This window comes from Extensimonas vulgaris (assembly GCF_003337425.1).
Classification (GTDB): Bacteria; Pseudomonadota; Gammaproteobacteria; order Burkholderiales; family Burkholderiaceae_C; genus Extensimonas; species Extensimonas vulgaris.
Map to the genome: position 1 here is coordinate 233,220 of NZ_QPJU01000002.1, position 14,698 is coordinate 247,917.

Annotated in this window: 11 protein-coding genes; 2 read left to right on the forward strand and 9 right to left on the reverse strand. The window is 60.0% G+C overall.

Going from position 1 to position 14,698, the window contains the following annotated elements:
* Positions 1–72 precede the first annotated feature (72 nt).
* Positions 73–1,722, forward strand: a complete 1,650-nt coding sequence (locus DFR45_RS04020) for a PglL family O-oligosaccharyltransferase (RefSeq protein WP_114482406.1) — start codon at positions 73–75, stop codon at positions 1,720–1,722.
* Here the strand turns inward: DFR45_RS04020 and DFR45_RS04025 are convergent.
* The 9 genes from DFR45_RS04025 to DFR45_RS04060 form a co-directional block, all read right to left on the reverse strand.
* Complete coding sequence (locus tag DFR45_RS04025; protein WP_114482686.1) at positions 1,697–2,869, reverse strand: deoxyguanosinetriphosphate triphosphohydrolase; 1,173 nt, start codon at positions 2,867–2,869, stop codon at positions 1,697–1,699. The genes DFR45_RS04020 and DFR45_RS04025 overlap by 26 nt on opposite strands.
* Before the next feature lie 72 nt (positions 2,870–2,941).
* Complete coding sequence (gene aroB / locus DFR45_RS04030; protein ID WP_114482407.1) at positions 2,942–4,126, reverse strand: 3-dehydroquinate synthase; 1,185 nt, start codon at positions 4,124–4,126, stop codon at positions 2,942–2,944.
* Between the two features lie 68 nt (positions 4,127–4,194).
* Positions 4,195–4,788, reverse strand: coding sequence for a shikimate kinase (locus DFR45_RS04035; protein ID WP_241659312.1), 594 nt, complete (start codon positions 4,786–4,788; stop codon positions 4,195–4,197).
* Positions 4,785–6,770 (reverse strand): Ig-like domain-containing protein, encoded by a 1,986-nt coding sequence (locus tag DFR45_RS14335; protein WP_144686913.1) that lies wholly within the window; start codon positions 6,768–6,770, stop codon positions 4,785–4,787. The genes DFR45_RS04035 and DFR45_RS14335 overlap by 4 nt, the downstream gene beginning before the upstream one ends.
* Before the next feature lie 31 nt (positions 6,771–6,801).
* Entirely contained in the window at positions 6,802–8,937 is a 2,136-nt protein-coding gene (locus tag DFR45_RS04040; RefSeq protein WP_114482408.1) for a type IV pilus secretin PilQ, read from the reverse strand.
* Positions 8,934–9,479 (reverse strand): pilus assembly protein PilP, encoded by a 546-nt coding sequence (locus DFR45_RS04045; RefSeq protein WP_241659313.1) that lies wholly within the window; start codon positions 9,477–9,479, stop codon positions 8,934–8,936. The genes DFR45_RS04040 and DFR45_RS04045 overlap by 4 nt, the downstream gene beginning before the upstream one ends.
* Complete coding sequence (locus DFR45_RS04050; protein ID WP_114482409.1) at positions 9,476–10,144, reverse strand: type IV pilus inner membrane component PilO; 669 nt, start codon at positions 10,142–10,144, stop codon at positions 9,476–9,478. The genes DFR45_RS04045 and DFR45_RS04050 overlap by 4 nt, the downstream gene beginning before the upstream one ends.
* Before the next feature lie 12 nt (positions 10,145–10,156).
* Entirely contained in the window at positions 10,157–10,777 is a 621-nt protein-coding gene (locus tag DFR45_RS04055; RefSeq protein WP_114482410.1) for a PilN domain-containing protein, read from the reverse strand.
* Complete coding sequence (locus tag DFR45_RS04060; RefSeq protein ID WP_114482411.1) at positions 10,774–11,853, reverse strand: pilus assembly protein PilM; 1,080 nt, start codon at positions 11,851–11,853, stop codon at positions 10,774–10,776. Before DFR45_RS04060 ends, DFR45_RS04055 begins: the two co-directional genes overlap by 4 nt.
* Before the next feature lie 488 nt (positions 11,854–12,341).
* Here DFR45_RS04060 and DFR45_RS04065 point away from each other — a divergent pair, with 488 nt between their 5' ends.
* Entirely contained in the window at positions 12,342–14,660 is a 2,319-nt protein-coding gene (locus tag DFR45_RS04065; protein WP_241659325.1) for a penicillin-binding protein 1A, read from the forward strand.
* Positions 14,661–14,698: the final 38 nt, after the last annotated feature.

Below are 14,698 nucleotides of genomic sequence, written 5' to 3' on the forward strand. Positions count from 1 at the left end.
TGCGGATTGTCCCATGCGCCTATGATTCGCCGCTCACGTCCCCGCCTTCTTTGCAGCGCATTTGCCCACGCCATGCCCCTCGATGCCTTCGTCGCGCCACTCACTCTGCTGGCCGTGGCCTGGCCTTTCGTGTTTTCGTACACGGCGCCGCCACTCAGCAACTTCTGGCCCGTGTGGGGTGCGTGGGCCTGCATTTTGCTGCTCGCGGCGCTCGCGGGCGTGCGCGCGGCGGCGCGGCGGCGTGCGGGCATCTGCACCGGACGCGATGGGCCGGAATTTTTTGCCACGCAATGCGCGTTCGGGCTGGTGCTCGCGGCCCTCGTGGCGGGTGGCGTCGGGCTGGTGCAGTATTTCTGGGGCGACGTGGGCCTCGCGCCGTGGGTGCAGCCTTCCACGCCCGGCCAGGCCATAGGCAATCTGCGCCAGCGCAACCAGCAGGCCACGCTGCTCGCGCTGGGCGCGTGGGCGCTGCTGTGGCTCGTGGTGCAGGCGCAGGCCCAGCTGCAGCAGCCACCGGCGCGGGGCGCAAGGAAGGTGTGGCCCGTGCTGGCGGGCGTGCTGCTCGCGTGGGCACTTGCCTGGATCGCGCTCGCGAGCGCGGCGACCACTTCGCGCACCGGCGCGCTGCAGTGGCTCGTGATCGTGGCGCTGCTCGCGCTGTGGCGGCGCAGCACGGGACGGCTGGCGCTCGGCCTGGCGGTCGTGGGTGTCTTGCTGTACCTGGCCTGGGCCTGGCTGCTGCCGGGCTGGCTGCTGCAGTGGACGGGTTTTCAGGCCGAAGACCTGTTTTTGCGCTTTGGCGGCGCGGGCCGCGCGTGCGTGAGCCGGCGCGTGCTCTGGTCGAACGTGCTGTACCTGATCGCGCAAAAGCCCTGGACGGGCTGGGGCTGGGGCGAGCTCGACTACGCGCACTACATGACGCTGTTCCCCGGCACGCGCTTTTGCCTGCTGCTCGACAACGCGCACGACCTGCCGCTGCACCTGGCCGTGGAGCTGGGCGTGCCCGTGGCGCTGCTGGCCTGCGTGGCCGTGCTGGCCTGGGTCTGGCGCGCGCGCCCCTGGCGCGAGGCCGAGCCCGCGCGCCAGCTCGCCTGGGGCGTGCTCGCACTCATCGGGCTGCACAGCCTGGTGGAGTTTCCGCTCTGGTACGGGCCGTTCCAGCTCGCGGCGCTCGTCGCCGTGGCGCTGCTGTGGCGCGATTTGCCCCGGTTTTGGGAGCGTTCTGCGCTGTTGCGCTCTGGCGCAGCGCTGGTTTGGGCAGGTATTTTGGGCCTGGGCGCCTATGCGGGCTGGGACTACTGGCGCGTGAGCCAGATCTACCGCCCGGTGTCCGAACGCCCTGCCGCGCTGCGCGAAAACACCATCGCCAAAGTCTCCGACACCCTGTTTTTTGCCGACTCGGTCGATTTCGCGCTGCTCACAAGCACGCCGCTCACGGCGATCACGCCCGCGAACGCGGCGCAGACCTTCACGCTCGCGCAAAGCCTGCTGCATTTTTCGCCAGAGCCGCGCGTGATCGAGCCCCTGATCGTCAGCGCGCGCGTACTCGGGCGCAGCGACGTGGCGGCCGAGCAGGAGCTGCGCTACCGCATTGCCTACCCGGCAGACTATGCACGCTGGCAGCGCGCGTGGGGTGCCGATGCCGCGGCTGCGGCGCAGGCACCGGAGCCAGCACAGGAGCGGCACGCGCCCGGCGTCAATCGAGCCAATGCCGGCCCGTGAGCCGCTGGTGCTCGCGCAGCGCGAAGCGATCCGTCATGCCCGCGATGAAGTCGGCCACGGCACGCGCCCGCGCGGCCGCGTCGCCTTGCAGGGCGCGCTGCGCAAAGCCAGGCTTCATCTGCGCGGGGTGCGCACAATAGGCTGCAAAAAGCTCCTCCACCACGCGCTGTGCACGCCCCGTGGTCTCGACGACTTGCGGGTGGCGGTACAGGTTCTGGAACAAAAAGCGCTTGAGCGCCGCGGACTGCGCGCGCATGTCCGGGCTGAAGCGCACCAGCGGCGCAGCCTGGGCGCGCACCTCCTGCACGCTCGCCACGCCTGCATCGTCCAAAGCGGCCCGCGTCGCGTCGATCACGTCGTACACCTGCGCGCTCAGCATGCGGCGTGTGGCCTCGTAGAGCAGCCGCCGCTGGCGTTCGGGCGCCTGCAGCTGCGGGTGCTCGGCCAGCGCCTGGGCCATGAACTGCGCAAACAGCGGCACCTGGGCCACCTGCGCGAGCGTGATCAGGCCCGAGCGCACGCCATCGTCGATGTCGTGCGCGTTGTAGGCGATCTCGTCGGCGAGGTTGCACAGCTGTGCCTCGAGGCTGGGCTGCTCGCGGCGCAAAAAGCGTGCCCCCACGCCGCCGGGCTCCTGCGCCTCGAGCTGCCGCGCATGCTCCAGCGAGCAGTGCTTGAGGATGCCCTCGCGCGTCTCGAATGTGAGGTTGAGCCCGTCGTAGTCGGGGTAGCGCTCTTCGAGATGATCGACCACGCGCAGGCTTTGCAGGTTGTGCTCGAAGCCGCCCCACGCCTGCATGCAGCGGTGCAGCGCGTCCTGCCCCGCGTGCCCGAAGGGCGTGTGGCCCAGATCGTGCGCGAGCGAGATCGCCTCCACCAGGTCTTCATGCAGCCGCAGCGTGCGCGCGATCGAACGCCCAAGCTGCGCCACCTCGAGCGAATGCGTGAGCCGCGTGCGAAACAGGTCGCCCTCGTGGTTCAAAAACACCTGCGTCTTATAGACCAGGCGCCGGAACGCCGTCGAATGCACGATGCGGTCGCGGTCGCGCTGGTACGCGTTGCGCGTCGGTGCGGCCGCCTGCGGGTAGCGCCGCCCACGCGAATGCGCGGGGTCGCAGGCGTAAGGGGCAAGCTCTGAATTTTGAATCAAATCGGCCTCTAGCCCTTATGTATCAAGCGCAAGCAGCTATCCATACAGGAGTATTTTCGCAGGCCGCGCTCAGCCGCAACAGGCATCGATCACCGCGCGCACCTGCGCATCGGGCACGGCGCGCAGCACTGCGCGCCCGGGGCCGTCGATCAGCACGAAGCGGATCGCCCCGCCTTCGGCCTTTTTGTCCACGCGCATGAGCTCGAGGTAGCGCCCCGCGTTGTCCTTGGCATCGAGCACCGGCGCGCGCACCGGCAGCCCGGCGCGCTCGATCAGGCGCACGAGGCGTGCGGTGAATGCCGCATCGACAAGCCCCAGCGTGCGCGACAGCTCGGCCGCGAGCACCATGCCCGCGCCCACGGCCTCGCCATGCAGCCATTGGCCGTAGCCCAGGCCCGCCTCGATCGCGTGGCCGAAGGTGTGGCCGAAGTTGAGAATCGCGCGCAAGCCCGACTCGCGCTCGTCCTGCCCCACCACCGCGGCCTTGATCTCGCAACTGCGCCGCACCGCATGCGCGAGGGCGCCGCGGTCGCGTGCCCGCAGCGCGTCCATGGCCGTCTCGAGCCAATCCATGAAGGCCATGTCGGCGATGGGCCCGTATTTGATGACTTCGGCCAGCCCCGCGCTGAATTCGCGCGCGGGCAGCGTGTCCAGCGTGTCGAGGTCACACACCACGCGGCGCGGCTGGTAGAACGCGCCAATCATGTTCTTGCCCAGCGGATGGTTGATGCCGGTCTTGCCGCCCACGGACGAATCGACCTGCGCGAGCAAGGTCGTCGGCACCTGCACGAACGGCACGCCGCGCATGTAGCACGCGGCCGCAAACCCCGTCATGTCGCCCACCACACCGCCGCCGAGTGCAAAAAGCACCGTCTTGCGGTCGCAGCCGTGCTGCAGCAGCGCATCGAAAATCAGGTTCAGCGTCTGCCAGTCCTTGTATTGCTCACCGTCGGGCAGCGCGAGCCAATGCACCGTGGGATAAATGCCCTGCAAAGCGGCGCGCAGGCGCTCGGCGTACAAAGGCGCGACGGTGGTGTTGCTCACGATCAGCGCCGCCGAAGCGGTGGGCAAGCCAGCGTAGCACGCTGCATCGCCGAGCAAACCGCTGCCGATGAAGATCGAATAGCTGCGCTCGCCCAAGGCGATGCGCACCTCTTGCACAGGCGTGCGTCCACCAGTCGGGGCTGCTCGGTGCAAAGTCGGGGAGGAGTCGGGAGGGGCGCCGGACGAGGCGGGACGGTTCACTGCAGGCATACCGGCAAGTGTAGAGCAGCCACGCGCACCGCCACGCGCCGCCATGGTGTGCCGCTACCGGATGGAAATCAACCGCGCCCCGCCTTTGTTCCGGCAGCCGCAGTGGCAGCCACGGACTGCGCCGCCAATTCCAGCTGCATGACGATCATGTTGACCAAGGTGGCCACCGAAGGGCGTCCCGTGTCGATCACGAAATGCGCCGTCTCACGGTACAGCGGGTCGCGCTGCGCGTACAGCTCGCGCAAACGTGCGAGCGGGTCCGCCACCTGCAGCAGCGGACGCGACTTGTCGTGCCGCAGGCGCCGGAAGATTTCATCGGGCGACGAGCGCAAATACACCACGGTGCAGCGCTCGTGCAGCACTGCCCGGTTTGCCGCACGCAGCACCGCCCCGCCCCCCGTGGAGAGCACGCAAGACTCGTGGGAATCGGCAGCGCGCGTCAATTCGTCGAGCACCCGCTGCTCCAAGTCCCGAAAACGCTCCTCACCCTCGCGCTCGAAAAACTCCCGGATCGTGCACCCCAGGCGCCGTTCGAGCACCTGGTCGGAATCGACGAACCCCACCTTCAGGCGCCGCGCGAGCTGCCGACCCACGGTGGATTTGCCCGAGCCTGGGAGGCCGATGAGGGCGACGCACTCGCCAAATGCGGCTTGGCGCATCATTGAACGGTGAAGTTGCTGGTAGTGACGACGTTCAGGGGGGTGGTGACTTTCACGGTCAGGACATCTCCGGAGTTGCATGCAAAGACCACTGGAAATGCCGTGGCACCGTAGGTGTTGGGAATCGTCAGTGTGGCATCCGATTTGATCGTGCAGGTATGGCCATCGGTACCCGTAGCGGCGCCAGTCACTGTGATTTGGCTGCCGGTCGGCATGCTATTGCCGTTGACATCCCTAACGGTCGTCGTGAAGGTGGAGCCGCTAAAACTACCGCCGATGATTGCTTGGCTAGAAGCAAACACAATGGGAATTTGACCACGCACATCTGCCGCACCCCAAACCCCGTCACCATGCGTAGGAGTGGGCGTTACCGCCGCCACTGCGCAGGCACTGGGCTCTGCTGCACGTGGTACGGAAAACTCTCCGCTATCAAAAATGCCATTGAAGTTATCGTCGCGATAAGCCGTACCCAGATCCGTAAAGGACTCGCCACAGTCATAGACGTTGTTGAAGTTGGCATCGACAAAATCTTCTTCCCCTGGGGAATAGGCCATGATGGCCACTCGACCACCCGTGGGGCGCGGATTTTGCGCACGGATGCTGACCGTGCAGCGCGAATCGCCAGGGGCAGATCCCGTGGTGCAAGTGGGGGGAATCATCACCCCCCCAGAGGTGACAAAGTTGACCACGGTTCCATCGGGAACCGGGTTGCCTTGGCGATCCGCCAAAGACATCGTCACCGTGGCTTCTTGCCCATCGGTGTTCCAGCCTTCAATAGAAAATTTTTCAAGCGACAAGCTCACTCGCGATTGCACTGGGCGCCCCGATGCAATGGCCAGCACGGCCGAATCGGTCTGCACCGCGGAGTTACTGGTCAAGGCTGCGTTAACCAATACATTGGTGGGTACTGTGCCTGAAAACACCGCGACGGAAACCATACCATTGGCATCCGTGGTGCTCGTGATGGGACTCGTGTTGCCAACGGTTCCCAAAGTGGCTTTAGGGATTCCGCCATTCAATGTCTTTAAGCTCAAAGTCACGCTTTGCCCGAGCAAAGGCTCTCCACGAGCGTTCACAAGTTTGAAGCGAACGATGGATTGTGTCGGCCCGCCCGAATTTGCCAGATAAATGCGGGTAGGAGTCGCATCGACGAAGCTCATGTTCGTGGCTGGCGCGCTTTGGACATTCAAGTTGGCCGACAAGGAGCTTCCACCCAAAATGCTCGCCGTGATTTGTACCGTTTGACCGCTGCAGCCTTGGGTACTTTGCGCGGCGCCGGCAGGATCGGTAGCAGAATAGCTTACGAGCGCGATACCACTGCTGTTCGTCGAGGCAGAGGAGGGAGATATTTGCCCGCAGGATGCGGAAAAGGTCACCTGCACTGGCGAGGTGGCCGGTGCGCCATTGATGGTCGCTTGCACGGATATAGGTCGAGTGCCATAGGCAGGTAAAGTTGAAGCACCAACGTCCAAATTCGAGAGCGTCACATTGGCCGCAGCCAGTTGGTAACCCACATAGGCAGTGATGACCTTGTCCGCCGTCGGGGCAGGTGATCCATCGGGATAGGCGGAAAAATTACCTACTCTATAACTATAAGTTACGGTTAAGGATCCGGCGCCAGTGGCAGTCAAGGATGCACGCGTGAGTTTGATGGTGGCCACCCCGGAGGCATTGGTAAGGCCAGATGGGCCTTCAGGAAAAGCAACTTGGTTTGTATCTCCACTCACATCGATGAGCTGGTTCGGGAGTGGATTCCCCTTAGGGTCGGTGAGCTTGACGCTCAACAGCGTGAAACCAGATGCTGCGATTGACGTCGTTGCAGCACCGCTCGAATCGAGCAAAGACGCGGATTTTATGACTGGGTCACTGCTCACTGTTTGACTACTTCCACTTCCGAAATGTGAGGTTCCGGGGCTTCCTCCTCCACCACCGCAAGCGGTCAAAGCGGCTACCAGCGCCAAAACTGGAATGATGTGTAACTTCATCTGGAACTCCTAAATTGAGTATTTCATCTGCCTATCGGGTCGGGCCGCGATCACTGATGATTTTCGGGGTGATAAAAACTAGCATTTCTTGTTTTGTAGATTGTTTGGTTCTGTTTTTGAATAAATTTCCCATGACAGGGATGTCCCCCAAAAGGGGAACCTTGTTGATCTGATCGCTTTCATCCAACGAAAATATGCCGCCGATGACCACCGTCCCACCATTTTCTACAAGTACCTGGGTTTTTACGTGCTTGGTATCTATGGCGACGCCTTGTGTTGTCGTCTCGCCGCGGCTGTCTTTGTTGACATCCAAGTCCAGAATGATGTTGCCTTCCGGCGTGATTTGTGGCGTCACTTCCAGTTTGAGAACGGCTTTTTTGAAGGCAATCGATGTGGCTCCGTTGGGGGCAGTCACGGAGTAAGGATATTCAGTGCCCTGTTCAATCAATGCCTTGGTTTGATCTGCGGTGATCAGACGCGGACTTGAGACGATGCGGCCGTTGCCGTCCGCCTCCATCGCCGAGAGCTCCAATGTTAGAAACCTGTTCGCGGCGGAGTTGAAAATCGAAAGCGCAAAGCTGGCTGCTCCATTGACGTTTGGCAGACTGGCTGGCAAATTTACGAAGCTTCCCGTCGTATCAACGGTACCTCCAGCACCCGCAGAGGCCACTGCATTGCTATAACTCGTGCCAAAAACAACCCGGTTGTTTCCACTCAGCTTGTAGCCGCCGTCGCCGCCATTTTGTGCGCGCAGATCAGCTCCACCGAGACGAACCCCCAGCGACCGCCCAAACGAATCCCGCGCTTCCACGATGCGTGCTTCTATCAACACTTGACGCACGGGCACGTCGAGAGATAACAGCAATTGGCGCACGTCTTCCAGTTTGCTGGGGGTGTCAGTCACGAAGATCTGGTTGGTACGCGGTTCGGCAATCACGTTGCCGCGGTCGGAAAGAAAACGCGTATTGTTGCCACCAGTGCCTCCGGTGTTGGTGTTGGTCAACTGACTGACGATGTCGTTGGCCTTGGCGTAGTTGAGCTGAAAGGATTGGGTTTTCAGTGGTTCCAGTTTGCGTATTTCATCTGCCGCTTGCAGGTCTTTTTTGATACGCGCGTCTATTTCATCCTTTGGGGCGATCCAAAGTACGGAACCTGATTTGCGCATGCCCAAGCCTTTGGCGTCCATGATGATCTGCAAGGCTTGATCCCATGGCACGTCTTTGAGTCTGAGAGTCAAAGACCCGGTAACGGTATCCGATGTCACGATATTGAAGTTGGTAAAATCCGCAATCACCTGCAAAAGCGATCGCACTTCAATATTTTGAAAATTCAGCGACAGTCGCTCACCCGTGAAACCGGGGCCAGGAGTAAGTTTGGAGAGGTCTTTCTTTTGTTGCCGTATTTCTACGACGAATTGCGTATCCGCTTGGTAGGCGCTATGTTCCCAATCTCCGGCAATGTCTATGGTCATGTGCACACGATCGCCTTGTTGCGTGGTCGTGATCGTTTGCACGGGAGTGCCGAAATCCGTAACATCCAATTTGCGGCGCAAACCTTCCGGGAGCGAAGTTTTTAAAAAATCCACCGATAAGCCTTTGCCTTGTTTGCGCAGATCCACGCCAACTTGGTTGTTTGCGAGGCTGATGACGATCCGCCCGGATCCATCGTTGCCGCGACGGAAGTCCACGTCTTTCAATGGCAGAACGTCGCTGTTCAAATTTTCTGCAAAAGTCGTTGCTTGTGGCGCTGCCACCGTGGTGCTGGTGATGGGAGTCAGCGAGACAAAAAGGGATTTGCCGCGTATTTCAGTCTGATAGGGTGTGGCCTGTTTCAAATTCAATACGACACGGGTCCTGTCCCCGGCCTGCACTACGTTGACAGACTTCAGGTTCCCTTGGTTGATCTCCACGGTAGAACGACCCAAAGCGTTGGTAACGCCGGGAAAATCCAGTGCCACGCGTGCAGGAGACTGAATGACGAAGCCGCTGGGTGCGCTCGAAATCGGCTCGGACAGGTCTATCCGAAGCACCTCAGATCCACCTTGGATGCTTCCTGTGACGGAGGTGATGGAATTCTGAGCCGCAGCGATGGTGGCCAAGGTGAGCCCGACCAGAGCCACGCAAACATTGCGCCATTGCCTTATGGGCCATAATTTCGTGATTGTCATTTCTTACCCTCTTGTAGTTCGAGCGATACAATGCGCTCCGTCCAGTCGCCCGTTGCATCCTGCACTATTTCGCGGATTTGGATTGCCGTTTCGGTGATTCCAATGACTTTGCCGTAGTTCGGCCCTAGATAGTTTCCGATTCGCACCTGGTATAAGAGGTTGTCAACTTTGAGCAGGGCTACGGGCTTGCCATTTTTGTTCATGCTCCCAACCATGGTCATGGCATCGAGTGGATAGGCTTCCAGAGGTTCTTTACGTCGCGCCATTTCTGGGGCAATCAAGGCGGCATTGGAGGCGATGCGCGCCGAGTCTTTTTTCAACGCCTGCGTCAGTCGAACAGGGCTGAATGGGTCAATTTCGTTACCCGCAGTATAATCCTGGGGCTGAAATTTTTTTGGCTCGGCAATCGGCGTGACATGCGGTTTGGTATTTGCACGCTGCTCTGTCATCCACTGACGCAGCTCATCTTCATTGGAAGCGCCGCAAGCCACCAACCCCAATAAAGAACATAACAGGAGAAGGGCGCGTAGGCGGCTCGTCATTTCTTTCCTCCCCTCTTTTGCGCTTGTATCTCGTCTGGATCCAAATAGCGAAAAGTCCGCGCTGTGGCATCCATTGTCAAACTGCCGCCGGCATCTTTACTGCTAGGGACGATGGAGATGTCATTCAACGTGACGATGCGCGGGAGATGCGCGATATCGGAAGCAAATTCACCGATGTCGTGATATTTGCCCGTGACCCGAATGTTGATGGGCAGCTCTGCATAATAATCTCGTATTATTACCTGACCTGGGCGAAATAGATCGAACTGCAGGCTGCGCCCGAGTCCAGCCTGGTTGATGTCTGAAAGCAGGGCTGCCATTTCTGCTTTGCTCGGGAGTTGTTTTTCCAGCTGAATCACGTACTGCTGTATTTGTTCGCGTTGTTTTTTTAGCGCATCCAGGCTGACCGCCTTGACCAATTTTTTCTGGTAGTCTTCGCGTAATGCGACCTCTTTGTTTTGTTCGCTTTCCAGTTCTGCTTGGTAATCCGTCAGTTTGATGTACCAAGAAAAAACTACTACTGCGATGACCAAGAAAAGGCACAACAATATTTTAGGAGCAATGGGCCATGTGGACGGATCTTTGGTGTCAAGGTTGGTGAATTGCCGGCGCAATATGATTTGCAACGCTGCAAGATCAATTTTTTGTGAAAGTTTTTTTGCCATGGCTCACTTTCGTCAGTGTGCAGAGCTCGTTGTCTGCGCTACGTTGCCATCCGGCATAGATTTTTGTACCTCGCTGGAGCGCATCAGCTGAAAGCGTAAGCTGAAGGCGGCTACGCGCCGCTGGTCACGGGGGCTCAGGGAGACATTGCTGGCCACGATTTCAATCAGTTCGGGCTTGGAGAACCAAGGTGTGTTGCCGCTTAGATTGCGTAGTAATTCTGATATTCGCTCGTTGGATTGCGCCATTCCCTGCATCGCTATGGTTTGCCCGGTCTGCTTGAGGCTGGTCACATAAACGCCCTCGGGCAGCTGGCGCGCCAGTTCATTGAGCAAATGCACAGGAAGATTTCGATCTGCCTGTAAGTCTTCCACGGCTTTCTGGCGCGCGCGCAATGCGGCAATTTCTTCCTCGATCGAGGCAATCTCCTTGATTTGTCCTTCGAGGACTTTGATTTCGCTTTGCAAAAATCCGTTTCTTTCTTGCTGATCGCTGATTTTGTTCTGCAGCCAAAGGTAAATGAGTCCAGACGCAGCAAAGCCAGCCAATAGTGATGCGACCATCGCGGCTTGAAATAACTCACGCCGCCGCTTGTGCGCAGCTTCGCGATGCGGGAGTAGATTGATCAAAATCACTGTAAAAACCTCCGCATGGCCAATCCGCACGCCGTCAAATAAGAAGGCGCTTCTCGTGCCATTTTCTTCAGGCGTACGGCACTGCCGATTTCCATCCCCTCGAACGGATTGGCCACGCTGCAGGAAAACCCCGTTTGCTGGGTCACTGCTTCGGGCAGTCCCGGCAATGGTGCTGACCCTCCTGCCAATAGAATGTGATCGACACGGTTATAGGGGGTGCTGGTGAAAAAGAATTGCAATGCCCTGCTGAGCTCTTGGGCCATGCTTTGCACGAACGGACGCAAGATGGTGGAGGTGTAATCTTCGGGGAGTTCACCATTGCGTTTTTTGCTCTCCGCTTCTTCTTGTGAGAAGCCGTACTGGCGTACGATCAGTTGCGTCAACTGAGCGCCGCCAAAGGCTTGGTCGCGCTCATAGAGAGAGTCGTCGTTGCGAATGACTTGCATGCTGGTCGTGAGCGCACCAATTTCGAACAAGGCCACCAAAGCGTCTTCGCTTTTGCCCGGCAGAGCCTTGATCAAGCGCCCTGCCGCGAGGCGGGCCGCGTACGATTCAATGTCCACGATCACTGCCTTGAGCCCGGCAGCTTCCGCCAAGGCTTGACGGTCTTGCACTTTTTCGCGGCGGGATGCTGCGAGCAGTACGTCCACCTCTTCTGGAGCATTTTTGTTCGGGCCGATCACGCAGAAATCGAGGCTCACCTCATCGAGAGAAAAAGGGATGTACTGGTTTGCCTCCGACTCCACCTGAACTTCCAGCTCTTGTTCCGTCATACCGCCCGGCAAAGTGATTTTTTTGGTGATGACCGCCGACGACGGCAGGGCTAGTGCGACGTTCTTGGTGCGGGTGCTGCATTTGTGCACGAGACGTCGCAAGGCGCCAGCCACCTCGTCGAAGTTTTCGATGTTCCCCTCGTTGACCCAGCCGCGTTCCAGCGTCTCGATGGCACAACGCTCCACAACCAAGCGGCCCGACTTGTCACGTCCGAGTTCGACGAGCTTGACGCTGGAAGAACTGATGTCGATGCCGAGCAGCGGCGCTGGCTCTCGACGAAATAAAGACCCCAAAGAGATCAAGATCGCCCCCTGTAACAACTCGCCAAATCAATGCAACATAACTTCATACTGTCCGTGGATGCTATCAGCAAGATAGTTCCCGAACAAAATGTTTGCTGCTGATGACTGCGGATACGCGTTGTCAAAAGCAGACGAAACGCCAGCGCGGCTCGGTGCGGGCGCACAGGGCATGCGGCCATTGCGGCAAGTCCGCGCGCTGGCCGCCGGCATTGCGAGTGCGTGAAATGTCCAGAACATTTCCCCAACCAGCCCAAAAATGCACGAAACATCGGGGTTGGCGCGCAGTGACGCTGGCCAGGGAAATGCTTTTCATGCGGAAATGCGCATGAAATCAAATACTTACATGCGCTCAACAGCGCTCAAATGACGAATTTGGGATAATCCAAGGCTTTCGCTTCCGAGTCTCCATGTCGCCTTCCTCGAATAAAGAGCCATCCGCCCCGGTGGCCTCAGCCTCCCGCCAGCGTCCTGCCTGGCTGCGCTGGAGCATGCGCATCCTCGTGTGGATAGGTGGACTATCGCTTGCCGGCGCGCTGGCCTTGGCGTTCGTCATTGCCGTAGCGTTGGCCATGGCCTATCCCAATCTGCCGGACGTTTCCGACCTCGCCGACTACCGGCCCAAGCTGCCGCTGCGCGTTTATTCAGCCGAGGGCGCGCTGCTCGGCGAGTTCGGCGAGGAGCGGCGCACGCTCACGCCGATCAATGAGATCCCCAAGGTGATGAAAGACGCCGTGCTGGCGATCGAAGACACGCGCTTTTTCGAGCATGGCGGCGTCGATTACAAAGGCATGCTGCGCGCGGCGCTCGCGAACCTTGGCCATGTGAAAAGCCAAGGCGCTTCGACCATCACCATGCAGGTTGCGCGCAACGTCTATCTTTCTTCCGAAAAGACCTTTACGCGCAAAATTTATGAGATTTTGCTCACGTTCAAGCTCGAGCACTCGCTGACCAAAGACCAGATCCTCGAGATCTACATGAACCAGATCTACCTGGGCAATCGCGCTTATGGATTTGCCGCGGCTTCGGAGGCGTACTTTGGCAAACCGCTGAAGTCGATCACGATCGCCGAGGCGGCCATGCTGGCGGGCTTGCCCAAAGCGCCTTCGGCCTACAACCCGATCAGCAACCCCAAACGGGCACGGGCACGGCAGCTCTACATCATCGACCGCATGGAGGAAAACGGCTTCATCACGCCCGAGCAAGCCGCTGCCGCGCGCCAGGAGGTGGTAAAGCTACGAACCGCATCGGACAGCGCACGCGTGCATGCCGAATACGTGGCCGAGATGGTGCGTCAGCTGGTCTTCTCCCAATATGGCAATGAAGCCTATACGCGCGGCCTGAACGTCTATACCACCGTGAATGCGGGCGACCAGAATGTCGCGTACCAAGCTTTGCGCCGTGGCATCATGGACTATGAGCGCCGTCAGCACTATCGGGGTCCCGAGCAGTTCGTGACTTTGCCCAGTGATCCGCAAGAGCTTGAAGATGCCGTCGACGATGTGCTGGCGGGCCATCCAGACAACGGGGACGTGCTCGCCGCGGTGGTGCTCGAGGCGAGCCCGCGCAAAGTGGTAGCGCTGCGTGCCAACGGCGACCGCATAGAAATCACTGGCGACGGCCTCAAACCTGCGGAATCGGGCCTCAGCGACAAGGCCGCACCCAACATCAAGATTCGCCAAGGCGCCGTGATCCGCATCATCAAAACGCCCAAAAATACCTGGGAGATCACCCAATTGCCGGAGGTCGAGGGGGCCTTCGTGGCCATCGATCCCAGCACAGGTGCCATCAAGGCCTTGGTGGGCGGCTTCGATTTCGAAAAGAACAAATTCAACCACGTCACGCAAGCCTGGCGTCAACCGGGTTCGAGCTTCAAGCCGTTCATCTATTCGGCAGCGCTCGAAAAGGGCTTCACGCCAGCCACGGTGGTCAACGATGCGCCGCTGTTTTTCGATGCCGGTGCCACTGGCGCGCAACCTTGGGAGCCGAAAAACTACGATGGCAAATACGACGGCCCCATGACCTTGCGCACGGCACTGGCCAAGTCCAAGAACATGGTTTCGATTCGCGTGCTCCAGGCAGTGGGGCCCAAAACGGCGCAGGAGTGGATCACCCATTTCGGCTTCGAGGCCGAAAAGCATCCCGCCTATCTGACCATGGCGCTCGGTGCGGGCTCGGTCACGCCCATGCAGATGGCGACGGCTTATTCCGTCTTCGCCAATGGGGGCTACCGCGTCAACCCCTGGTTGATCGCACGTGTGACCGACCACAAGGGGCGCGTGCTCTCCGAAACCAAGCCTCCCGCGCTCGATGACAGCGCACGCGCCATCCCCGCGCGCAATGCCTTCGTCATGGGCACCTTGCTGCAGGAAGTGACGCGTTCGGGCACGGCGGCGCGCGCGCAGGCCACGCTCAAAAGACCCGACCTCTACGGCAAGACGGGGACGACCAACGATGCGATAGATGCCTGGTTTGCAGGCTACCAACCGACCTTGACCGCGATCACCTGGATAGGTTACGACACACCGCGCAACCTCGGCAGCCGCGAAACGGGCGGTGGTTTGAGCCTGCCGGTGTGGATTCGCTTCATGGAGCACGCGCTGCGCGGCGTGCCTGTTTCCGAGCCCGCGGTGCCGCCCGGCGTGGTGAACGTGGGCGGCGAGTGGTTTTATGAAGAATACGCGCGCAACGCCGGGGTGACCAGCCTGGGTCTCGACGGTGCTTCTGCTCCAGCCTCTACCGCAACGGCCCCTGCTGCGCCGCCTTCGAGCGAGGAGCGCAATCGCATCCTGGATTTGTTCCGCCACTGAGCGTCGGCGCGCCTGCGCAGCTGCCCATGGTTGCTGTG

Coding starts and splice junctions, on each gene's coding strand:
- aroB (WP_114482407.1), bottom strand. CDS start 4,126: ATGCCTGCAGTGAACCGTCCCGCCTCGTCCGGCGCCCCTCCCGACTCC.
- DFR45_RS04045 (WP_241659313.1), bottom strand. CDS start 9,479: ATGACGAGCCGCCTACGCGCCCTTCTCCTGTTATGTTCTTTATTGGGG.
- DFR45_RS14335 (WP_144686913.1), bottom strand. CDS start 6,770: ATGAAGTTACACATCATTCCAGTTTTGGCGCTGGTAGCCGCTTTGACC.
- DFR45_RS04035 (WP_241659312.1), bottom strand. CDS start 4,788: ATGATGCGCCAAGCCGCATTTGGCGAGTGCGTCGCCCTCATCGGCCTC.
- DFR45_RS04050 (WP_114482409.1), bottom strand. CDS start 10,144: ATGGCAAAAAAACTTTCACAAAAAATTGATCTTGCAGCGTTGCAAATC.
- DFR45_RS04020 (WP_114482406.1), top strand. CDS start 73: ATGCCCCTCGATGCCTTCGTCGCGCCACTCACTCTGCTGGCCGTGGCC.
- DFR45_RS04065 (WP_241659325.1), top strand. CDS start 12,342: ATGCGCATCCTCGTGTGGATAGGTGGACTATCGCTTGCCGGCGCGCTG.
- DFR45_RS04040 (WP_114482408.1), bottom strand. CDS start 8,937: ATGACAATCACGAAATTATGGCCCATAAGGCAATGGCGCAATGTTTGC.